Annotated in this window: 23 protein-coding genes and 1 pseudogene; 8 read left to right on the plus strand and 16 right to left on the minus strand. The window is 70.5% G+C overall.

The window, feature by feature from the left end; all coding sequences use genetic code 11:
- Positions 1-14: 14 nt before the first annotated feature.
- Positions 15-500, plus strand: a complete 486-nt coding sequence (locus AC069R_RS09270; protein WP_388312532.1) for an NUDIX domain-containing protein — start codon at positions 15-17, stop codon at positions 498-500.
- An 830-nt stretch (positions 501-1,330) separates the two neighbouring features.
- Positions 1,331-1,588 carry a hypothetical protein gene (locus AC069R_RS09275; protein ID WP_478765886.1) on the plus strand — a complete coding sequence of 86 codons (258 nt, stop codon included), beginning with the start codon at positions 1,331-1,333 and terminating at the stop codon, positions 1,586-1,588.
- A gap of 425 nt (positions 1,589-2,013) precedes the next feature.
- On the opposite strand, the gene AC069R_RS09280 is transcribed toward AC069R_RS09275, so the two are convergent.
- Positions 2,014-2,199 (minus strand): hypothetical protein, encoded by a 186-nt coding sequence (locus AC069R_RS09280; protein ID WP_478765888.1) that lies wholly within the window; start codon positions 2,197-2,199, stop codon positions 2,014-2,016.
- 595 nt (positions 2,200-2,794) lie between these two features.
- Between AC069R_RS09280 and AC069R_RS09285 the strand changes: the two genes are divergently transcribed.
- Positions 2,795-3,040, plus strand: coding sequence for a helix-turn-helix domain-containing protein (locus AC069R_RS09285; RefSeq protein WP_478765890.1), 246 nt, complete (start codon positions 2,795-2,797; stop codon positions 3,038-3,040).
- Positions 3,041-3,072: 32 nt separating this feature from the next.
- Here the strand turns inward: AC069R_RS09285 and AC069R_RS09290 are convergent, their stop codons facing one another.
- The 7 genes from AC069R_RS09290 to AC069R_RS09320 all read right to left on the minus strand — a co-directional run bounded on the left by AC069R_RS09290 (position 3,073) and on the right by AC069R_RS09320 (position 7,837).
- The gene (locus AC069R_RS09290; RefSeq protein WP_478765891.1) at positions 3,073-4,200 is read right to left on the minus strand and encodes a hypothetical protein; all 1,128 of its coding nucleotides are present in this window, start codon (positions 4,198-4,200) and stop codon (positions 3,073-3,075) included.
- Positions 4,197-5,123 carry a lactate/malate family dehydrogenase gene (locus AC069R_RS09295; RefSeq protein ID WP_478765893.1) on the minus strand — a complete coding sequence of 309 codons (927 nt, stop codon included), beginning with the start codon at positions 5,121-5,123 and terminating at the stop codon, positions 4,197-4,199. The genes AC069R_RS09290 and AC069R_RS09295 overlap by 4 nt, the downstream gene beginning before the upstream one ends.
- Positions 5,120-6,334, minus strand: coding sequence for a phosphotransferase (locus tag AC069R_RS09300; RefSeq protein WP_478765895.1), 1,215 nt, complete (start codon positions 6,332-6,334; stop codon positions 5,120-5,122). Before AC069R_RS09300 ends, AC069R_RS09295 begins: the two co-directional genes overlap by 4 nt.
- A 141-nt stretch (positions 6,335-6,475) precedes the next feature.
- The gene (locus tag AC069R_RS09305; RefSeq protein WP_478765897.1) at positions 6,476-6,634 is read right to left on the minus strand and encodes a hypothetical protein; all 159 of its coding nucleotides are present in this window, start codon (positions 6,632-6,634) and stop codon (positions 6,476-6,478) included.
- The gene (locus tag AC069R_RS09310; RefSeq protein WP_478765898.1) at positions 6,631-7,098 is read right to left on the minus strand and encodes a hypothetical protein; all 468 of its coding nucleotides are present in this window, start codon (positions 7,096-7,098) and stop codon (positions 6,631-6,633) included. Before AC069R_RS09310 ends, AC069R_RS09305 begins: the two co-directional genes overlap by 4 nt.
- Positions 7,095-7,424 carry a hypothetical protein gene (locus AC069R_RS09315; RefSeq protein ID WP_478765899.1) on the minus strand — a complete coding sequence of 110 codons (330 nt, stop codon included), beginning with the start codon at positions 7,422-7,424 and terminating at the stop codon, positions 7,095-7,097. The genes AC069R_RS09310 and AC069R_RS09315 overlap by 4 nt, the downstream gene beginning before the upstream one ends.
- On the minus strand, positions 7,421-7,837 hold the full coding sequence (locus AC069R_RS09320; RefSeq protein WP_478765901.1) for a hypothetical protein: 417 nt from the start codon (positions 7,835-7,837) through the stop codon (positions 7,421-7,423). The genes AC069R_RS09315 and AC069R_RS09320 overlap by 4 nt, the downstream gene beginning before the upstream one ends.
- Positions 7,838-8,012: 175 nt before the next feature.
- Here AC069R_RS09320 and AC069R_RS09325 point away from each other — a divergent pair, with 175 nt between their 5' ends.
- Positions 8,013-9,227, plus strand: coding sequence for a transcriptional regulator (locus AC069R_RS09325; protein ID WP_478765903.1), 1,215 nt, complete (start codon positions 8,013-8,015; stop codon positions 9,225-9,227).
- Here AC069R_RS09325 and AC069R_RS09330 read toward each other — a convergent pair.
- The 4 genes from AC069R_RS09330 to AC069R_RS09345 form a co-directional block, all read right to left on the minus strand.
- Complete coding sequence (locus tag AC069R_RS09330) at positions 9,208-9,870, minus strand: HAD family hydrolase (protein ID WP_478765905.1); 663 nt, start codon at positions 9,868-9,870, stop codon at positions 9,208-9,210. The genes AC069R_RS09325 and AC069R_RS09330 overlap by 20 nt on opposite strands.
- 133 nt (positions 9,871-10,003) lie before the next feature.
- The gene (locus AC069R_RS09335; protein ID WP_478765907.1) at positions 10,004-10,210 is read right to left on the minus strand and encodes a hypothetical protein; all 207 of its coding nucleotides are present in this window, start codon (positions 10,208-10,210) and stop codon (positions 10,004-10,006) included.
- A 90-nt stretch (positions 10,211-10,300) separates the two neighbouring features.
- Complete coding sequence (locus tag AC069R_RS09340) at positions 10,301-10,537, minus strand: HNH endonuclease (RefSeq protein WP_478765908.1); 237 nt, start codon at positions 10,535-10,537, stop codon at positions 10,301-10,303.
- 16 nt (positions 10,538-10,553) lie between these two features.
- Positions 10,554-11,027 carry a hypothetical protein gene (locus AC069R_RS09345; RefSeq protein WP_478765909.1) on the minus strand — a complete coding sequence of 158 codons (474 nt, stop codon included), beginning with the start codon at positions 11,025-11,027 and terminating at the stop codon, positions 10,554-10,556.
- Positions 11,028-11,411: 384 nt separating this feature from the next.
- On the opposite strand from AC069R_RS09345, the gene AC069R_RS09350 reads away from it, so the two are divergent.
- Positions 11,412-12,020 (plus strand): hypothetical protein, encoded by a 609-nt coding sequence (locus AC069R_RS09350; RefSeq protein WP_478765910.1) that lies wholly within the window; start codon positions 11,412-11,414, stop codon positions 12,018-12,020.
- Between the two features lie 203 nt (positions 12,021-12,223).
- On the opposite strand, the pseudogene AC069R_RS09355 reads toward AC069R_RS09350, so the two are convergent.
- Positions 12,224-12,659: pseudogene (locus AC069R_RS09355) on the minus strand (IS701 family transposase); the annotation flags it as partial.
- A gap of 183 nt (positions 12,660-12,842) precedes the next feature.
- Between AC069R_RS09355 and AC069R_RS09360 the strand changes: the two are divergent.
- The gene (locus AC069R_RS09360; RefSeq protein WP_478766142.1) at positions 12,843-13,016 is read left to right on the plus strand and encodes an SCO3870 family protein; all 174 of its coding nucleotides are present in this window, start codon (positions 12,843-12,845) and stop codon (positions 13,014-13,016) included.
- 136 nt (positions 13,017-13,152) lie between these two features.
- Here AC069R_RS09360 and AC069R_RS09365 read toward each other — a convergent pair whose 3' ends face one another.
- On the minus strand, positions 13,153-17,223 hold the full coding sequence (locus tag AC069R_RS09365; RefSeq protein ID WP_478765912.1) for an nSTAND1 domain-containing NTPase: 4,071 nt from the start codon (positions 17,221-17,223) through the stop codon (positions 13,153-13,155).
- Between the two features lie 527 nt (positions 17,224-17,750).
- Here AC069R_RS09365 and AC069R_RS09370 point away from each other — a divergent pair.
- On the plus strand, positions 17,751-17,939 hold the full coding sequence (locus AC069R_RS09370) for a ferredoxin (RefSeq protein ID WP_397985037.1): 189 nt from the start codon (positions 17,751-17,753) through the stop codon (positions 17,937-17,939).
- An 83-nt stretch (positions 17,940-18,022) separates the two neighbouring features.
- Here the strand turns inward: AC069R_RS09370 and AC069R_RS09375 are convergent, their stop codons facing one another.
- Positions 18,023-18,799: a glycosyltransferase family 2 protein gene (locus AC069R_RS09375; protein ID WP_478765914.1), complete on the minus strand. Its 777-nt coding sequence runs from the start codon at positions 18,797-18,799 to the stop codon at positions 18,023-18,025.
- Positions 18,800-18,984: 185 nt separating this feature from the next.
- Positions 18,985-19,383, minus strand: a complete 399-nt coding sequence (locus tag AC069R_RS09380) for a DUF6344 domain-containing protein (RefSeq protein ID WP_478765916.1) — start codon at positions 19,381-19,383, stop codon at positions 18,985-18,987.
- 349 nt (positions 19,384-19,732) lie between these two features.
- Between AC069R_RS09380 and AC069R_RS09385 the strand changes: the two genes are divergently transcribed.
- On the plus strand, positions 19,733-19,861 hold the full coding sequence (locus AC069R_RS09385; RefSeq protein WP_003999697.1) for a DLW-39 family protein: 129 nt from the start codon (positions 19,733-19,735) through the stop codon (positions 19,859-19,861).
- The last annotated feature ends 36 nt before the right edge of the window (positions 19,862-19,897 follow it).

Genomic DNA, 19,897 nt, shown 5'->3' on the forward strand with positions numbered 1-19,897 from the left:
GTACGCTCGGCTACATGGCGGTGAACGAGCACGAAGCGAAGATGGCGCATCCGCGTATGGCCGCGGGTGCGCTTTTCTTTGATACCGACGGGCGGGTTCTGATGGTGGAGCCCACCTACAAGGACTACTGGGACATCCCCGGCGGCTATGTCGAGGCCGGGGAATCACCCCTGCAAGCCGCAGTCCGAGAGGTTCGGGAAGAGCTCGGGATCACTCCTCCGCTGGGCCGCTTGCTGGCCGTCGACTGGGCCCCCAATGATGCCGAGGGCGACAAGGTCCTGTACCTCTTCGACGGAGGACAGCTCACCCCAGAACTGACGAGCCGGATCACGCTACAGGCCGACGAACTTCGCGGCTTCCACTTCGTGTCCCTGGCGGACATGGAGAAGAGGACCATCCCCCGACTGGCCCGCCGCATCAGAACTGCCGCCAAGGCGCGCGAGAGCGCCACCCCGATCTACCTCGAACACGGCCGAGTGCCTGACGCACCGGCTGCGTGAGCTGCGTCAGCGACCGCAGGACCAAGCTGTTACAGGTTTCTCTACCTCATCAAGCCCCGGCTGCGCTCCGCTCCGCCGGGCGCGCTTCCCGGCTCCGCTCCGCGCGACGCTCCTGCCTTCGGCCCGCTCCGCGCGGGCTGCGCCGACGCGCGCCCACATGTGGATAGGGCCGGCGGCCATGAGGCGAGCACTGCGGAGCACGGCCCACGGTCAAGACGATGCCTCCGGCGGGGATCGGCCGGCACCGGGATGGAGGAGGCGCCGTCGCCGACCGCGGGCACGCAGTGGCGTGCGCGGGGTGCTCCCATCCCGTCCACCGTCGACCCAGGCAGAGCCGAGCAGACGCGGCCCAGGGGCGTCAAGGTCGTTCGTACAGTGGCGCGCTCCACCTTGACGCCCCTGAACCACGCCCGCTCCACGGTGTGTGGGTCGACGGCGGACGGGAAGGGAGCTGGGGTGAGTGGTGGGCGGGGTGGAGGACTTGCCCGGCAATTAGTTTTGTGATCTCAGTCACTAAAAAAATACAGACATACGCCGCAATTGGTCATGTGACACGAGATTTGCAGGCCGTTTCGGTGCCGCCGTTGTCAGGAGGGTGTGATATGGCGGCCCTTTTCCGCAGGTCACAGCGGACTAAGGTAGGCCGCCATTGGGCCACCGGGCACGACAACATGTTCCTGGACAACACCTTCGTCGACAACAGTGCGGCGAGCGTTGGGCGGGTCAATGCCTCAGCGTCGTGCCCTACCGTTGGAGCATCAACACCGAAGGGCGCGCCCGCCTTTGGGAAGAGGAACCGGGCGCGCCCTTCTGACAACCGAGGAGGACGTATGCCCATCCTGGGCTTTGGTGGACTGTCGGTGCTCGACACCCACCTGCTTGACACTGTCGCATGCGGGCGTCGCACTATCAAGAAGATCATGATCCCGCTGGCCGTGATCATGGCGTGTGTGATCAACGCCAACGCGGTGACCGCTCTCGTTCGCCAAGCTACGTGGCTGGTGGTCGCGGTGATCGTTCTAATCGTCGTGCAGGGGATCGCAGTGCGCCTCCCTCAGCCCCGTGTCAAGCCCGTCGTTGTTGTCTGACACCAACGTCTGACACCAACAGCGGCGAACACGGCCGAACGAGAGCGGCCTCCAGCGGTCGGTAGACTGCCGCAGGGCTGGGATCACCCCAACGCTCAGAGAGACCGTGATCGACCTGATAAGGATGAGGCCACAGGTTCAAATCCTGTTAGCCCCACATCGGCGTAACGCCTGGTCAGATGCCCGGTAGATCCTCAGGATCTACCGGGCATCTACATTTGCGGATCTTGGTACCCCGCTACTCCCCCGTAACTTGTTCTCCTGTCCACCCGGTGGATAGCAGGTTCCTGCTGTTACGAAATGAGGGGTGCGCCCTCTACTGTGGGCAGCAGGACGCCCCCTGTCGATTCTCGCGACAGGGGGCGTCCGTCATTCCGGTTGGGGCCTCCCGAGCACCCAGACCGGAAGTCGTGGCGGCGGGTGCGTCAGCCCCAGCCGATGTCGGCGGCACTCGCGGCCTCCGGCGGCGCAGTGGCAGCCGGCGTGACGACGCCCCAGCCGATATCCCCGGCCTGCTCGTGCGAGGTGGCTCCCTCAAGGTGGTGCAGCGTCGGGATCAACGCAGCCGGCGCCAGCAGGGCGGCGGCTGCCGCAATACGAACCCTGGACATAGACACCTCACTAATCGAACAGGTTTCCGGTGGTGTCACCGACAGTTAGAGTCGCATGTGGGAATCGTGAGGTCCAAGCGGCCAGTCGTCCGACCTGCGTCGGACGGACCAGGCTCGGGCCCCTCAGTGAGCGCCAGTGGCGCATCCTCCGTGAACTCGACTTCGGCTGCTCCGCCCATCAGGTCGGTCCCCGCATCGGCCTCAGCCGCCGCGCGGTCGACAAGGAGTTGGCCCCGATCCGCACCGCACTGGGCTGCTCGGCTCTGTACCAGGTCATGGCCTGGTACGGGCGCGCGGCCGAGCCTCTGTAGTTCACGCGACACTACGTGTACTTCGCACGCAGGGGAGGTGGACGCGAGGATCCCGTCCGCCTGACGTACAACCCCAAGCGAGCCCGGTCAGCCCCAGGCCGACCGAAAGGGCACTCACCTATACGGCGAGCGCCCAGGGCTGACGGACGCACATCATGCCGGCCCCGCTTCACCAGGCCGGCGTGCCAACACGCCAACCCGAGCTTCGAGGTCCCCTCCCAAGCGGCAGAGATCTAAAAAAATTAGGGTAGACCCTAATCACAAATGATCACTAGGTCGGAAGCGTGGAGCGGGTGTCCCGCCCCACTCCGCCCGACGACCGGGTACTCGCCCGCCGCCGCCAGGTAGGGGAACAGATCCGCCGCGTTCGCGAAGAACGCGGCCTCACCCAGCTGAACGTCTGCGGACGGTCGGGCATTGATGTCGCCACGTACAGCCGCATCGAGCAGGGTCACGCCTCACCGCGGCTGGACACCCTGATCCGTATCGCCGACGCGATCGGCGTGCCGCTCGCGGACCTTGTTCGCTGAACGGCCGAGGCCGGGCCCACGGCTCTCCTCGGCTACGTGCAGTTGGTCAGCTTCGCGAGGAAGTCCGCGTTCGCGCCCAGTTCGTGGCCGAGGACCACGTAGTGGTGCGGCAGCGCGGACAGGCGCCGGGCAACCTCCCGCCGGGCTGCGGGCATGCCGCCGCCGTCGACCTGGGCGAGCGCGAACACGTCGGGGTAGCGGTCTTCCGTCTCCCCGCTCATGAAGTCGCCGTCTTCCAGGACCCGCCCGCGGTCCTCCACGGAAGGCACGGTGCCGGGCTCCACGCGCGGGAACACGAGGGCCGCGGCCCGGCCGCTCGTCGCCAGCGTGAGGCCGAACCAACGGCCGAACTGGTCTGGGAAGACCTGCGCCTTCAGCTCCTTCCCTTCCTCCCAGAGCGGCTTGGTACAGCCGGCGAGGAGAGCCTGCGTGACCCGCTCGTCCTGTGTGGGGTGCAGGGACTCCCCGCGCTCCAGCCGGTTCTGCGTGATGTCGAACCAGCCGAGGGCACCCAGGAGGCCGAGTCCGATCGCGGCGGCGGACGGCCAGGGGAGCACGTCCACTCCGTCGTCCTCGTTGGCGCGGACGAACACGCGGTCGTTGGCCAGGAGGCCGAGCTGGCGGCGGTCGGCCAGGGCCAGGGCCGTGGTGGTCTTTCCCGCGCCCTTCTTCCCGAGGGTGAGGATCGCCTGGCCGTCCTGGACGACGGCGGAGGCGTGGAGGATGGACCAGCCGTCCCGGAGGAGCGTTCCGCGCACCATCTCCCGAGCGAGCCGGGCGGTTGCCGTGGCGACGTCCTCCGTGCGGCAGCCGACAATCTCCAGGGACCGCGCGGCCGGGTCCGACCGGTAGGCGAGCGCGCTCCCGGACGTGACCGCCTGGATCACTCCGGAGGAGTCGCTCGCCACCAGCATCCGCTCCCGTGCGTAGGTGGTGCTGGTGTGCGGCGCCTGCGTCACCGTGAACGCGAGGTCGTCGTACGCCTCACGATCGACGCTCGCGGTGAGCAGCGGCCCGGCGCAGACGCTCTCCGGCGGCACCTCGGCCGCGTTCCACCATGGCCCGATGTATCGGCCGGTCCAGTCCGTGACGGCCTCCTCCGGCGAGACCACGGTGACGGCGGCACCGGCGGTCTCCAGACGGACGGCGTGTGCGCTCATACATTCCTCCCAGGCGGAAGAGGTTGGGACGGGATACCGCGCACGCCCTGATAGGCAGCACGGAGCTTGGAACGGGCGGCCTCCAGCTGCCGGACCTCGGCATCGTCCAGTGGAGGCACGCACGGTAGAGGACGGCCACCGGCGAACCGCAACGGAATTCCCAGACAGACATCGCCGTACGGGGCCGAGAGTTCGGTGACGCCGTCCTGCGCGCCGAGGGTCAGGCGGAGCGCGCTCACCAGGGCGCCGGCCGGTCCGTACCGGGTCCGGCCGATGCCGGCGCTGATCCGTCCGGGCCGCGCGGCGAGTTCGGCGCGTACCTGCTTGAGTGGGACCGTGACGCGTGTGCCGTTGACGGTTGTGGAGGAGGCGCACACCACGGCGGCGTCTCCGTGTTCGCCGATGACGTGGCCGCGCACCGTGTGGACGGGTACGTCCAGGAGGCGGGCCAGGGTCAGCCGGTAGCGGGCGGTGTCGAGGCTAGATCCGAGGCCGAAGACGCGGGTGCAGCCGGAGGCCTCCGTCACGAGCCGCGTCATCAGATCGACCGGGTTCGTCACCACCAGGAGCGTCCCTGGGTAGCCGCGGAACTCCTTGGCCAGGCCCTGGAGGACTGTCGCGTTGGCGTGGAGGCCACCCATACGGACGTCTGTGCTGCGGGTGTTCGTGAAGCGAGCGCGAGCAGCTACTACAACGGCGGAACAGGAACGCAGCTCCGGCACGGCCACCGGGTAGGGCCGGACCGCGGAGCCGATGCTCACCCGCAGGTCGTTGAGGTCGTCCGCGAGGGCTGCGGCCTGGTCCATCGAACGGGACGCAAGGAGGAGGTGATCGCAGAGACCGGCATGGATAAGGGCCGCGCCCACGGCCTGGCCGACCGCGCCGGCCCCGATCACGCCGACCGCGGGCACCCGCGGGTTCATGACGCCACCGCCACGGCGCGGGCCAAGGCTCGGCTCCACAACCCGGTCGTGCCGGCCTTCCGCGCCGCGTCGGCGCTCACCGCGTCGATGAACGAGCACACCGGGACGGCGCGCTCCACGAGTGCGAGGGCAGGGCGAGGCAGCGGGAGTGCGGAGGGCGCGGAGAGGTAGGAGGAGAGGATATTCACCGTGTCCATGAGCCAGAGCGTCACCACGTTCGCCAGCCACAACGGCCGCTCCTGGGCGGAAAGCCGGACGACACGCGTGGCGAACTCGGCCAACCCCTCGAGGACCTGGCGGGCCGTCTCCTCTCCGGGCTGATGCGCGCAGAGGAACAGCACGATCCGGCTCACCAGCTTGGCCATGTCCCCTGCCGGGTGCATCCTCATCAGCCCCGGATCCAGTAGCACCGGCCGCCCCCCAGGGCCGTACGGATACTTCACGTGCTCGGGCTTGAGGTCCCCGTACACCAAGGCCGTGCCCTCCGCCCCAGGAAGCGTCATCCGGAGCTTCCTCAGCTGCCGGACGGACGACCGGATGAGCGTGACCACATCCTCGCGGGTGGCCGGCGCGCATCGTTGCTCCCCGAGCCGGTCCACGTAGGCCGCGCCGGAGAGACCGTTGAACTTCCGGAGGAAGGTGCCGCCGATGCCCCGTTCACCGATGGTGTTCTCCGCGCCCAGATGCCGGGCGGCGCCGGGCCGGTGAAGCGGACGAAGCTCGGCGTAGAGGTCCGTGAGGAGATCGACGGTACGGCCTGGCTCCCGGAGCAACAGGTCGCCGAGGCACGGACCCAGCACGGGCTCCGTGAACAGGACGCCTTCATGCACGCCAGCTACACCGCAGACCGCCGGACTGTCCAAGCTGGCGAGGATGCCGAGCTGTACCGCCTCCCGAGGCACTAATCCGTCGGTCCTCTTCAGGTACTGCTCCTGGGCCTGGAGGACCGCGGGCCAGCTGCCGCCAGCACCGCGCAGGAGGGATACCAGGGAGAGGCCCAGGATGGACAGCTTGCCGTAGAGCACGCGGTCGCCCACCCGCACCTGGTGGACGTACCCGGTGATGCTCGGGACGTGCTGCTCCAGGACGAGGGGAACACCGGGCCACACCCCGGCGGCCGCGCTATGTATCTGCGCTGCGGCGTACGCGAAGATGGTCCCGACACCCGGCCGGTAGTCGTGGGGTAATTCGGATTGAACGCTGATCGTCATGGGCGCCTCCCAGGCGAGTCGATCTTGCGTAGTCCAGTGGATGGCGTGGCGGGGCCGCCGTCGGCATGAGGCAACCAGCGACGGCGACTCCTGCGGCCTCCGTGTCCGGCGCGGTCGGCGTCGCGTCCGGACACGGAGTCGTCAGGACCAGCGCGGCGTCGGCGCGGTCTGCTGGGGTGCGGGGCGGCAGGGGGCGGCGTGGATCCCGATGTCGGCGCCTGCGGCGGTCGCACCAGGGTTCGTGATCGTCTCGACCTTCTCGCCGGGCTGGATCAGCTTGTTGCAGCGGGCGCAGATCATCGCGTTACCGCCCTCTGGGTCAGACAATGTGTGTGGCCGTAGCCGAGGAGATCACGGTCGGGGCCCTCGACGCGGACGGGCATCACCTGTTCGTCAGGGTCCACGGGGCGGCGGCACGCCGAGCAGAACAACTGCTCCTTGCCCGCGGGCACGATGGTGAGTTCGTGCCGGATGCGGCGGCCGCGGCCGACGTAGCAGGTGCGCAGCTGCTGGCAGGGCGTGCAGTCCAGCACGTGCTGCTGCCAGGCGTACCAGGTGATCAGCCAGCTGATCCGGGACAGGTAGCAGTCGAAGCAGCCGTGGTAGCCGGGATACTCAAGGCCGATGGCGCCTGGCCCGGAGGGGCCCCCGCACCAGACACAGACCGCGCCGGCGCGCTGCTCATCGGACAGCCCCAAGGGCACCTGGTAGTAGGCGATGAGCCGGTGTAGCCGCTGCGACTCCTCGGGAACCAGGACGCTCACCGGCGGTACTCCCGGTACAGGCGGCTCAGGCCCTGGCCGACGGTGCACTGCGTAGCGGTCTTCTCGGACGCGCAGAGCGGGCACTGCACGGAGTGGTCGAGCAAAGCGCGGTAGGCGCAGCTGGCGGTACAGCCGTAACAGGCGCGCGGGGTCCAGCTGGTGCGGGTGCCGAGGCGGCGGATCGTGTGCTTGCCGGGGTCGACGGAGGGCATGTTCGCCAGGTCTTCGCCGCCCCATACGCAGGCACGGCCACGAACCTGCCGGGCCGCCAGCGTGTTGTAGTCGGGGAGCGGAAGCAGGGCGAGCGAAGCTTCCGTGGCAATCATCCGGCCCGCTCCTCTCCGACCTTCGGCCCGAATGCGTCCCCGATCGCTGCCGCGAGAGCATCCGGATCGGTGAGCCAGCCGTCCTCACCGGGGCAGACCCGCCAGTGCGGGCCCGGCCCTTCCGTGCGCCGCGCCGGCGGGATCACGAGCGTCGAGCCCCGTCCGAGTGCCACCGTGTTCTCGACATCCCACTTGTCGGCGGTTCCGGTGGGGACGAAGTAGTAGACGACGCCGGCGGACCTGAGGGGGACTTCGACGGCGGCGCCGCAGCGGGGGCCGAGGATGGCGAGTGCGGCGAGGCCGACGCTGAGGGGTACGCGGATGGCGTCCCAGTCGTGTCCGGCGTCGTGCAGGGTGGCTCCTGCGGCGGACGGCAGTTGGAGGCTCGGCAACGGGTTCTCCTCGGCGGCCATGCGTGATGGGGGTGCGCAACAGAGTGGCCCTGACGAGACGCCAAACCGAGGACTTGCGCCGGACTCTTCACGGCCGGGAAGAGGACTTTCTATACGCAGGTCGGGTGACCGTTGCCCAACAGTAGGACCTGCCCGCACACTTAGCCGGGAAAGGCTCGGACCCTGGAGGCGCAGTGTGGCCGCGAAAGGAAACACCCGTCTGAAGTCCGCTCGGATCGCTGCCGGTTACCGATCCCAGCAGGCACTCGCAGACGCGCTCGGCGTCGGAGTCCGTCAGGTCCGCCGCTGGGAATCTGACAATCCGCCATGGCCACACGCCGAGCAAGAGCAGGGCCTCATCCGACTCCTCGGCCAGGACATGCTCTCGCTCGGCTTCACCCCGGAAGCCGGAACTGCCGCCGATCGGATCCGCCGCACCACGCTCGCCACCGACGCCGGACTCGCCGTCGTACCCACCCAAACCGTCGTCGTGCAGCCTGCGACCGCTGCCGACGACTACGAGGCCGTCACCCGCTCTCACCGGCGCCTTTACTGGTCCGTGGCACCGGCCACCTTGCACCCCGCGGCGGTCGCGCATGCCACTCTCGGCTGCGCGCTACTCCCGGAGGCCGCAGGGCAGACGCGCACGCGGATCGCCTCGGCTTTGGCGGAGACGTGGCTGCTGGCCGGCAGGATCGAGTTCTTCGACATCCGCGACGCCGACCGGGCGCAGCACACCCTGCTCCGCGCGCTCCAGGCGGCCGGCGAGGCAGACGAGGCGCTGCTCGGCGCGGCGATCTTGGCGCACACCGCTTTCATCCCCGCTTGGGTGGGCGAGCGCGACGCGGCACTTGAGCGGATGGTGGCCGCGCGGACCTACGCCCGCCGCGGTCCGGCGTCCGCCGAGCTGTTGGCGTGGTTGGACGCGGTCGAGGCCGAGTGCGAGACGCGCTGCGGAAACCCGAGGACGGCGCTGCACCTGATCGGGCACGCAGAGGACGTCCTCGCGCGCGGCAGCGAGCACCCGTCGCCGGGGTGGCTGGACTGGTTCAGCCCCGTCCGCCTGGCCGCTTTCAAGGGCAACACCCAGCTGAAGGCCGGGCACCTCCCGCAGGCCCGGACCACGCTCCTCGACGTCCTTGACGCGCTCGGCCCGACCGAGGAGAAGCAGACCACCGTGATCCTCGGCGACCTCGCCGCGGTCGAGGCCGCGGCCGGGGACCCGGAGGCCGCCTGCGGGTACGCGGTGCGCGCGCTCGACCAGCTGGAGCAGACGTGGTACGCGATGGGTATGGACCGGGTGCGGGAGGTGCGGCGCGCTCTGGCGCCGCACCAGCACGAGCGGTGTGTCCGTGACCTGGATGACCGGCTGTACGGCTGGTCTACGACAGTCAGCGCGCTTGCTCGTTGAACTGCTTGATCAGCCCGGACAGCTCGAGGAGGCTCTCGACCCTGAAGGTGGGGAGCGTCTCCGCGTCCTCCGTCCGCCACTGGATCGTCGCCCACGGGCCGCGGTGCACGAGCGCGGTGTGCATGCCCGCCTCGCGCGCGGGCCGGATGTCGTTGTCGATGCGGTCTCCGACGTACAGCATCTCGTCCACCTCGGCGGGGACAACCTCGGCGACCCGCTGGAAGAACTCGGGGTCGGGCTTGCTAGCGCCCCAGTCGTCCGAGGTGCCGATCAGGTCGACGTCGTTGGTGAACAGCTCGCGGAGGATCCCGCCGGCGCGGACGGTCTGGTTACCGGCGATGCCGAGCCAGAGGCCGTCTGCGCGGAGGGCGGCGAGGGCGTCGCGGACGTCGGGGTAGAGATCGGCCTCGCCGAAGTGCTCCGGGCGCCCGGCAGCGGCCCGCTTCTCCCGCTCCTCGTACAGGTCGAAGCCGGGCCGGAACTCGGCGAAGGTCTCCCTGTAGTCGCGGCCTTGGGCGATGACGGCGCCGAACATCGCGTGGAAGGTGTGGCGCGGGATCTGGAGCCAGTCGGCCCAGGTTCCGTACTCGGTGGTCTCGTCTATGAGGCACTCGCCGACATCAAAGATCACAGCGCGAATCATGCGGCCAGGGTACGGCCAGTCACCTTCTGCCAGCGCGGAGACTGCGGTATCGCCGCAGTTCGCCTCGGCGGCTGAACCTGGGCATGACGAAGGGCCCCCTTCCGCCACGCGGCGGAAGGGGACCGAGGATTCTTCAGCGCATGAGGAGTTGGGCGAGGACGCCAGCACCGGCGCCGAGGACGGCGGCACCGCCGACCGCGCGCCACAGCGTCTGTTCGAGCGCGCGGAGCCGGACCTCGTGATCGGCGACGTCCTTGCCGACCTCGCCGAGGCCCTTGGCCTCGATGGGCGGTCTCGAGTCGCGGCTGCTGCACCCCATACAGCCGACCAGCCTCGTCACGCACCGCGACGCTTCTTCCGCTGCTTCATCAGCCCGTCCACCGGGTCCGCAGCGGTGGCAGCCGGGGTGCCACCTTCCGCAGCTCCAGCATCATGGCCCGCAGTTCCCGCCCGACGACCGCGGGGCGTTGGCGGGGTCGTTGAGGTCGCTGCCGCGGCTGAGGGGGATGGCGTGATCGAGGGCGAATACCCAGGGCGAGTGCTTGGCGTCGACGCCGGTGAGGCTGTAGTCGATGACGTGGCCGCACCACCAACAGAGGAGGGCGAGGGCACGTTGTGCGGCGGTGAGACGGCGGTAGGGGCGCCCGTTGCGGGGGTTGCTGGACATGGCGCTCCTCCCGCGACTACTCGTTGGCGAGTTGCGCGGCGAGCGCGTTGAACGCGGTGACGTACTGGTTGGCCGCGCGCAACGTGGCGTTCTCGGGCGTCACGTTGTACGTCTGAGCGGCTCCGTTGCCGAAGGTCAGGTTGATGACTGCGGCGCCTTTGTTCTTGCGGCCTGCGACGAGGGAAGTGCCGCCGGTGGCTACGCCTCCGACGAGCCGTGTGGCCGTCCAAGCTTTGTGGGCACCCGCGTCGACGAACTCGGCGCTACCGCCTCGGATGGGGCCGAGGGGGGTCTCTCCGAACTTGGAGCTGGGCCACGTGCGGAGCATGCTGGCGCTGTTCAACATTTTCTCTGCGGGGTGGGTGCTGCGCCACTCGGCAAGGGCTTGTGCCTCTGCCTTCTTCTGCGCGGCCCATTCCTCGCGCTGCTGACGCTTCTCCGCCCGCCGTGCTTCGCGTTGTGCGGCCTTCTCCGGGTCCCGTTTGAACATTCGTTGCCCCCTGGCTGGTTCGGCTCTGGCGGGCAGCATGTCGGGTGTGTGGATGAAGTGAAGGCGTGTTCACCGAGCTGTGACATACGTGCGCCCCTCGCGATGGCGGGGCGTTTGTGTCCGGGGCACGCCGGACTTGGTCCCAATGATCCGCGGTGGGGGTGTGGTGCAAGTGGGTGGTGGCGCGGGTGAGTGTGTGTTTTTGGTGATCTTCTAATACACATACGCACCCGGCTCAGTGTCTCGGTGCTGCGGACACTGAGGGGGCAGTGTCCAGGATTCGGAGACGCTGGAGTCGGGGCTTGGGTTTCGGTGTTCCGAGACACAGAGTCGGCGCAAGATCCACTCGAACGAGTTGCTGGCGCCGTGGAAGGGGCGGGCCTGGTGCAGTGGGGAGACGTACCGACGTGGATTGGCGCGGTGGGGGCGATCGGCGCAGCCTGGTTCGCGTACCAGACGATCAAGAGCCAGCGGGAACAGATCGGCGAGCAGCGGGAGTTCATCGCCGAGCAGTCGCGGTTTATGGCAGAGCAGCAGCAGAACCTGGAGCTGGAGCGTGCGGAGTTCCGGGCGCAGGCAGAGGAGCGTAAGGTCTCACAGGCCCGCCAGGTGCATATGTCCTTCAGCCCCACGGGCAGCAATGGCGGAACAGACCGGTACGGCAACCAGACCGGGTACGACCACTGGGGTGTGGAGGTCACGAACACCAGTGACGACCCGATCCACGACGTCATGGTCCGGTTCGGCGACGCCTACAACGCCAGCATGGCTAAAGACCTGCAAGCGCGCCGCCATCCGGACAGGGGTACGCGTCCTGTGCCTGTGGCGCTTATACCTGCCGGTCACACGGTGTACTTCACGTCGCCTCGGATGACGGAGGTCGCGGTGGACAACAACCGGCCGGCGCTGCTGTTCACCGACGACAGTGGGCTGCGGTGGCGCCTCGACTCGTGGGGCAAGCTCGAGGAGGCGCCGGGCAGCGACCCGTCGTGACGGGCGGCGTCGTGGGGCTGTCCACGCGGGGCTAGTACGGCAACGATGTTTGCCGTGACGGGTGGCCAGGTCAGAGGCTGTGTCCGCGTCGTCTGTAGTGGCTGGTGCGGGCCTGGTGTTGTCGTCGTCGGCGCCAGTGTGACCAGTACAGGATGTGCTCGTTCGGGTGTGGGACGCCGGTTGTGAGGTGGGTGATCAGCCGTCGTATCTCGGCGAGGCGAGGTGGATGAGCTGGGAGGATCCGTTTCTGCCTTGCCGGTGTCCAGCTCGCGGGTTCGCAGGACGGTCAGGCAGGCGTGGGCGGCCAGGGCGACGGTCATGTGGGGGTGCCATCCGGGGCAGCGGCGGACCTGGTAGTCGGCAGTCGTCCAGGCCACAATCCTGCTTCGAGCTCTGGAAGCATTCCTCGATGGCCCATCGGCTGCCCGCGATGCGGATCAGCTCGTCCAGGGTGGTCCCGGCGGGGCAGCAGGCGATGTAGTAGGGGATCTCCTGCGGGCGTGCGACGCTGCGGCGGTCGATCACCCAGTGTCGGCGGTCGGGGCGGTGTCAGGGCCGCACCTGACAGGCGCGAATACCGGTGATCAGCCCCGAACCGCAGCGGACGACCAGCCGAGGGCAATGATCCATTGACCAACGTCCCCGAGTCTCTGTATCCGACCTGATGAGGATGAGGCCACAGGCGCAAAGACCCCCGGTCGATATCGACTGGGGGTCTCTGGCATCCACGGCTGCCCCATGCTCACCGCATGTAATCTCGATGGTGATCAGTCATCTCTTGGCTTGGGGGAAGTACCGATGACGAAGGGCCCGTTCGTCGCCATGGCCGCCGCTACCGCAGCGCTTGGGACCGCGCTTGGTTCCCTCGCGCTTCAGCTCCGTGCGGGCGGCTACGAGCAGTACGTCGAATCCGTAGCCACTTTCAGCGTCCTGATGTACGTCACCTCGGTCCTGACCGCAGCGACCTGGGTCCGTGACGGTCGGCCGCACGCGTAGCGCCGGGGCGGACGGGAACGCGAAAGGCCCGATCGCTGGCGACGGGGGATGCACCAGCGATCGGGCTATGGCCAAGGGTAACAAGGTTGGCGCCGCTGTGGTGCCAAGTCGGCAGGAAAAAGCGGAAGTTGGCCGATCAGTTGCCACACGGAGGGTCGTAGGACAGGCGCGGGAGGTACTCGTGCCACTTGTCGGGGGTGAGGACGCCGCGGGTGACCGAGCAGATGTGGTCGATGGCCGGGCCGGCGTCCAGGTCCCACAGCCGGACCGTGTCCGGGCCGCTGGAGACGCCGAGGACGCGGCTGCCGGGGCTGAAGGACAGGAACGTGCCGGTCTTGGCGTTGGGCGTCATGGACTGCCCGATGGGCCGCGCCGCGGCGGGGTCGGTGACGTTCCACAGCCGGACCGTGTTGTCGTCGCCGCCGCTGGCCAGCGTGTTGCCGTCCGCGTCGAAGGTCAGCGAGGTGACCGCCTCGGTGTGGCCGGTGAGCGGATCGCCGATGGGCCGCGCCGCGGCGGGATCGGTGACGTTCCACAGCCGGACCGTGTCGTCGTCGCTGCCGCTGGCCAGCGCCCGCCCGTCGGGGGTGAAGACGAGCGCGTTGACCGGGCCGGTGTGCCCGGTGAGCGGGGCGCCGAGGGGTTTCACCGCGGCCGGCCGGGACACGTCCCACAGCCGTATGGTGCTGTCCGCGCTGCCGCTGGCCAGGGTGTGCCCGTCCGGGCTGAAGGCGAGCGCGTTGATGTAGCCGTGGTGGCCGGTGAGCGGGGCGCCCAGCGGGGCCGGGCGCGCCGGGTCGGACACGTTCCACAGCCGTATGGTGCGGTCGTCGTTGGCCGTGGCCAGGGTGTGCCCGTCCGGGCTGAAGGCGAGCGCGTCGGGGCCCATGAAGCGGGTCCGCAGCGGCAGGGGCGGACCGGGCCGGAAGGGGTGGGCCGGGTCCGAGACGTTCCACAGGTACACCTTCTGCTCGCCCGTGAGCACGGCGAGGGTGCGGCCGTCCGGCGAGAAGACCAGGGTGTCGGCGCCCTCGCCGCTGCGGAACGGCGGGCCCAGCGCCACCGGCCGCCCCGGACGCGCCACGTTCCACAGCCGCAGCCGCCCGTCGCGCGCGGTCGTGGCCAGCACCCGGCCGTCCGGGCTGAACGCCCCGCTGCGGCCGATCATGTCCGAGGTCGGGATCGACCACAGCCGCACCTTGGCGTCCCCGCTGCCGGTGGCGAGGGTGCGGCCGTCGGGGCTGAAGCCCAGCGCGTACATCTCGCCGCTGCTGCCCGCGAGGGGCTCGCCGATCTGCGAGGGGGAGTCCGGGTCGCTGACGTTCCACAGGCTGGCCGTGCTGTCCGCGCTCGCGGCGGCGAGGCGCCCGCCGTCGGGGCTGAACGCCACCGACCAGACGGGCCCGGTGTGCCCGGTCAGGGGCGCGCCGAGCGCCGCCGGGTGGGCCGGGTCGCGCACGTTCCACAGCCGTACGGTGTCGTCCGCGCTGCCGCTGGCCAGGGTGTGCCCGTCCGGGCTGAAGGCGACCGAGTGCACGATGTCCGTGTGGCCGCGCAGCACGCCCAGCGCGGCCGGCCGGCGCGGGTCGGTCACCTTCCACAGCCGGATCGTACGGTCGTCGCCGCCCGCCGCCAGAGTGCGCCCGTCGGGGCTGAAGGCGACGCTGCGCACGGCCGCGGTGGACCCGTGCAGCACGGCGAGCGCGGTGGGGTGCGCCGGGTCGGCGACGTTCCACAGCCGTACCGTGCCGTCCTCCCCGGCGGAGGCGAGGGTGTGCCCGTCGGGGCTGAAGGCGACCAGGTAGATGGTGCCCGAGTGGCCGGTCAGCGGTGCGCCGAGCGCGGCCGGGTGGGCCGGGTCGCGCACGTTCCACAGCCGGATCGTGCCGTCGTCGCCCGCGCTGGCCAGCACCCGCCCGTCGGGACGGAACACCGCGCTGCTCACCCAGCTGGTGTGCCCGGTCAGGGGCCCCCCGAGGGGGCGGGGCCGGGTCGGGTCGGACACGTTCCACAGCCGTACGGTCCGGTCGTAGCTGGCCGTGGCCAGGGTGTGGCCGTCGGGGCTGAAGGAGGTCAGGTAGACGGCCCCGGTGTGGCCGGACAGCGGGGTGGCCAGCGGCGCGTTCACGATCGAGATCAGGCGGCTGTAGGTGCCCTGGTCACCGGGGCGCAGATCGTGCGCGACCAGGTCCAGCTGGGCGGCGAGCGAGGGGTCGGTGTGCTGCACCCGGTCCGCCTCGGCGAGCACCTGTTCGAACACGGCGTCGTCGCGCTGCTGCCAGGCGATCACCGCGGAGCCGCCCGCGACCAGCGCGAGCACCACCAGCGCCGCCACCGCCGCCCGGCTCAGCCACACCGTGCGCTTGCGCAGCCGTACCGAGGCGGCCAGGAACTCCACCGCGCTGCGGGTCAGATACGTGTCCCCCGCCGAGCGCGCCCAGGCGCGGGCCTGTTCCAGCCGGGAGCCCCGGTAGAGCAGTGAGCTGTCCCGCTCCGAGTCCTCCCAGGCGCGGCCGTCCTCCTCCAGGCGCTGGCGCAGCAGATGGTCGTTGCGGTTGTCGTCGATCCAGTGCCGCAGCCGGGGCCAGGCGTGCAGCAGCGCCTCGTGGGTGATCTCCACGGTCTCCGCGTCCAGCGTCACCAGGCGGGCCCGGACCAGCGCCTCCAGGGACTCCTCGGTCTTGCCGGGGTCCGCCGACTCCTGGGAGAGCTGCCGCCGGGTGCCGCGCCGCCGGGTGGCCACGGTGTCCTCGCCGAGCCGCACCAGGCGCAGCAGGAGCAGCCGGGCGGCCGTACGGGCGGCGGGGTCAAGCCCCGACCAGGCGCGTTCGGCGGTCGCGGCGACGGCGCCCTGGATGCCGCCCGCCGCGCGGTAGCCGGCCAGCGTCAGCTTCCCGGCCTTGCGGCGCTGCCAGGTGGCCAGCAGGGCGTGCGAGAGCAGCGGGAGCACGCCCGCGTCGTGCGCCCCGCGCGGACCGTCGGCGCTCACCTCGCGCACGATCAGCTCGGCGAGGCCCGGCTCCAGCTCCAGGCCCACCGCCTTGGCCGGCCCGGTCACCGCGTCGCGCAGTTCGCCGCTGGTCAGCGGGGGGAGCACCATGTGCCGGTGCTGGAGCGCGTCGGCCAGCTCCGGGTAGCCGAGGCACTGCTCGTAGAAGTCGGCCCGGATGCCGAGCACGACCAGGACGGGCGCGGGCCCGGACGCGCCGAACGGCGGGGTGCAGGAGGCGTGCAGCAGCTGGATGAAGGTACGGCGGTCCGCCTCGTTTGGGCAGAGGGTGAACGCCTCCTCGAACTGGTCCACGATGACCACCGGCCGCACCCCCGGCGGTGCCTCCCGGCGCGCCCACTCCGCGACCGCCGCACGGGCGCCGCGCACGATCCGGGGCGCCTGGGCGTTCGTCGCCGCGGCGCCTTCCTCGCGGGCCGCCGCCCGCTCGGCCGCCCGCGCCTCGGCGGCCACGGGGGCGAGGTCGGGGATACGGCGGACCAGTTCGGCGAGCGGGTCGGCGCCGGGCACCAGCTGGACGACGGGGGCCCGCTGCCCGGTGCCGTCGTCCGGCTGCGGGGTGAGCCCCGCGTCGGCCAGGGCGCCGCCCGCGATCGCCGGGACCAGGCCGGCGTTCAGCAGCGAGGACTTGCCCGCGCCCGAGGCGCCGACGAGCATCACCAGGCCGCCGGTACGGCCCGCGGTGCGCAGCTGGGCGATGATCGCCTCGGTGCTGCGCTCCCGGCCGAAGAACCAGCGCGCGTCCTCCTGCCGGTACGGCGCGAGACCCCGGTAGGGGCACACGCCACCGGTGATCGGCGGGGCCTGTCCGGGCGGCCGGCCGTTCTCCTCGGCCGGTGCGGCGGGCGGCGCGGCCCGGTCGCCCACCGGGTCGGCCAGCGCGCGCTCCCACTGCCGCTGCCAGTGGGCGAGGTCGTACAGACCCGCGGAGACCGGCTGCGGGCGGGTGCGGCGCGCCTCCGGGATCAGGATCTGGAGCACCGCCGCGAGGGCGGTGAACTGGGCCGGCACGTTCTTGGCCCGCCGCCAGTCGCTGATCCGCTGCGCGGACACCCGCACCGGACGGCCGCGCTCGTCGACCCGCTGGAGCCGGGCGACCGCCTCGGCGACGCTTTTCAGGGGAGGGTTTCCGGCCTCCTTGTAGAGCAGCGCGAGGCGCTCGGCGAAAGCTGTGCGTGCCCCTGAGTCGGAACCCAAGGTCCCACCCCTCACTTCCCCCTGCCTGCGGACGTCCGGACCGGAAAACTCACCTTATACGGCTGACCTGCGGATAAGCCCTGCGCCGGAGACCGGGACCTGCTCCCCGGTGGTGCCACGTGGCAGGATCGCAACCCCGGTAGCGGAACCGTCACACACCGTCCGGACAGGCCAACGGCCCGGCGCTCGGAGAGACACCTCATGGCGTTGCACATTTTCGGTCGACTTTCACCTCAGACCGCGAGCGGCCGGCGATCCGTCATCTGAGCCGGGCCCGCCCGGACGACCCCCACTCCCACTCCCCACCCACCCCCACGACCCCCCGTCACTTCCCATGCTTCGATCCGCGCCACTACGCCGACGAGGCGCGGATCGACGTCCCGCACCGCCCGGCACCGGTCCCCACGAGGGGAGGGACCGGTGCCGGCGGGCAGGGGACGAGCCGAGGCGGCGACGCGGCCGGTTGAGGGGCCGTCCGGCCGGGCAGTGACGTCCTGGAACCCGAACTGCCCACGGCTGGAGGACGTATGAAGGTCACCGTCGACCGCGCCGCGTGTTACGGCTCCGCGGAGTGCGCGTTCCGGGCGCCGGACGTGTTCGCCTTCGAGGACGGCTACGGCGTGGTGCTCCCCGGCAAGGAGGAGGCCGCCGGCGAACCGGGGGTCCGGGAGGCGGCGGAACGGTGTCCCTCGCAGGCGATCGTGCTCGGGGAATAGCGGCGGGCTCGGGAGTAGGGGAGGGCTCGGAAGCAGGGGAAGGCTCGGGGAGTAGGAGCGCGCCGGGAGCGTCGGTACGGCCCTCACCGTGCCGGATACGTCCAGCCGAGGCCGGCCAGTGCGCGGGCCCTCGCCTCCGCGACTGCCGCGCGGGCCGTGCGCTCGGCGGGATCGGCGTGCGAGGACTGGCCGGTGGCCTGCCCCTCCCACTTGCGGTAGAGCAGCCCGGCCTCGGCCGAGAACCAGCCGCGGCTCACCGCGTCCAGTGCCAGCAGCAGCCCGGTGTCCTCGGAGGCGGGCAGCGCCATCCAGCCGCCCAGCGCGGTCAGCAGCTCCCGGCGCACACAGAGGGTCGCCGGATGGACCGGGGGCCGGAAGTCGTTCGCCTTCCAGTGCCGCAGCACGGTGCCGCGCTCCAGCGGGCCCTCGTCCGGGTCGCCGGGAAAACCCGCCGTGGAGCCGTCGGGCAGCAGGTCCAGGACCCGGCAGGTCGTCCAGCCGAGGCCCGGATCGGCCTCCAGTACGGCGAGGTCGCGGGCGAGCGCGTCCGGCGTGAGCCGGTCGTCGGCGTCCAGGACCTTCACATACGCGCCCCGCGCGTGCGCCAGCGCGATGGTGCGGGCGACCCCCGGCCCACCGGGTCTGCCCTGGTGGAAGACGACCCGCGGGTCCTCGGGGACGTACGGGCGGACCTCGTCCGTCGTGCCGTCCTCCTGGATCACCCACTCCCAGCCGGCGCCGCCGGGCAGTTCCTGCGCGCACAGCGACGCCCAGGCGTCCGGCAGGAACCGGGCCGACGGGGCGTGGACGGCGGTGATGACGGTGACAACGGTGGCGCGCCGGGTCACGGCAGCACTCACCACCTCTCAAAGACCTCTCCGGGATACCGCGGCCATCGTCTCAGGAGCCGCCCGGATCGGTCCGGACCCCCGTGGAACGCGCGGAACCCCCGGCCGTGGGGCCGGGGGTTCTTTCGTGTCGACCGTGCGTACGCAAGTCGCCGGGTTGTCGAGACGTCGCGGTGCCGAAGGGGAGGAGGGCCGGCTCAGCAGTCCAGCGAGGTGGCGGAGCGGTGGCCCTCGGTCTCCTGGCCCGTCCGTTCCGTCTCCTGCGCCTCGCGGTTCTTCTGTGCCTCGTGCTCGTCCGGTGTCAGCTGGGTGTCGTCGAGGGGGCGGTGCCGGCAGCTGGGGGACTTCCCGTGGGCCTCGGCCCTGATCCGCTGCTTCATCGTGGGGGGCAGGGCCTTGGTCGCGGACCAGGAGCCATGGCGTGGTGCCGGGATCGCCGGGACCGTGCGGGGCGCGGTCTCGGAGCGCGGGCTCTCGGTGTGCGGCGCGGCGGTCGCCGTGGCGGTGGCGGCGCTCATGAATCCGAGCGTCGTGCACAGTGCGAGAAAGGCGGTGACGATGGCAGTCCACAGCTTCATGACCTTGTTCCGGTCCATGGCCCCTCACTTTCGGGTTGGGCGATTTGCGTACTTTCCTCATGATGTGTATGTGGACCGCGAAGTGGTGGACCGACGCCCGTGGCGCGGCGTTGTTCTGATGAACACCACTCGGATGGCCGTAAGAAGGTCGGAAAACCCCTAAATCCCGGTCAGTGCGCGCGAAGGGGCAGCAAAGTGACCGTCCGTCCAGGCGCGCTCACCCTCTGGTCGGGAGGGCGCCCGACCTGGGCTATTGCGCTGGCAGGGGCCGGAGTTGGGGCCGGACGCAGGTCACCGATCGATATCGGCCGGTGTGTATAGTCGGGCGCCAGAGGTCCCCTACGTCAAGGAAAGACGAGGTCGCGCGGTGAAGAAGCTGCTCCTGGTCGCACTGGCCGCCATCGGCGGACTCCTCGTGTACCGCCAGATTCAGGCGGATCGCGCCGAGCAGGACCTGTGGACGGAGGCGACTGACTCCGTGCCCACGGGTTCGTGAGTCCGATTCCAGATTTCAGCAGGCCCCGGTCGCAGC

It is taken from the genome of Streptomyces sp. NPDC043952 (assembly GCF_056435325.1).

Coding starts and splice junctions, on each gene's coding strand:
- AC069R_RS09270 (WP_388312532.1), top strand. CDS start 15: ATGGCGGTGAACGAGCACGAAGCGAAGATGGCGCATCCGCGTATGGCC.
- AC069R_RS09275 (WP_478765886.1), top strand. CDS start 1,331: ATGCCCATCCTGGGCTTTGGTGGACTGTCGGTGCTCGACACCCACCTG.
- AC069R_RS09280 (WP_478765888.1), bottom strand. CDS start 2,199: ATGTCCAGGGTTCGTATTGCGGCAGCCGCCGCCCTGCTGGCGCCGGCT.
- AC069R_RS09290 (WP_478765891.1), bottom strand. CDS start 4,200: ATGAGCGCACACGCCGTCCGTCTGGAGACCGCCGGTGCCGCCGTCACC.
- AC069R_RS09295 (WP_478765893.1), bottom strand. CDS start 5,123: ATGAACCCGCGGGTGCCCGCGGTCGGCGTGATCGGGGCCGGCGCGGTC.
- AC069R_RS09300 (WP_478765895.1), bottom strand. CDS start 6,334: ATGACGATCAGCGTTCAATCCGAATTACCCCACGACTACCGGCCGGGT.
- AC069R_RS09305 (WP_478765897.1), bottom strand. CDS start 6,634: ATGATCTGCGCCCGCTGCAACAAGCTGATCCAGCCCGGCGAGAAGGTC.
- AC069R_RS09315 (WP_478765899.1), bottom strand. CDS start 7,424: ATGATTGCCACGGAAGCTTCGCTCGCCCTGCTTCCGCTCCCCGACTAC.
- AC069R_RS09320 (WP_478765901.1), bottom strand. CDS start 7,837: ATGGCCGCCGAGGAGAACCCGTTGCCGAGCCTCCAACTGCCGTCCGCC.
- AC069R_RS09330 (WP_478765905.1), bottom strand. CDS start 9,870: ATGATTCGCGCTGTGATCTTTGATGTCGGCGAGTGCCTCATAGACGAG.
- AC069R_RS09340 (WP_478765908.1), bottom strand. CDS start 10,537: ATGTCCAGCAACCCCCGCAACGGGCGCCCCTACCGCCGTCTCACCGCC.
- AC069R_RS09345 (WP_478765909.1), bottom strand. CDS start 11,027: ATGTTCAAACGGGACCCGGAGAAGGCCGCACAACGCGAAGCACGGCGG.
- AC069R_RS09360 (WP_478766142.1), top strand. CDS start 12,843: ATGGCCGCCGCTACCGCAGCGCTTGGGACCGCGCTTGGTTCCCTCGCG.
- AC069R_RS09370 (WP_397985037.1), top strand. CDS start 17,751: ATGAAGGTCACCGTCGACCGCGCCGCGTGTTACGGCTCCGCGGAGTGC.
- AC069R_RS09380 (WP_478765916.1), bottom strand. CDS start 19,383: ATGGACCGGAACAAGGTCATGAAGCTGTGGACTGCCATCGTCACCGCC.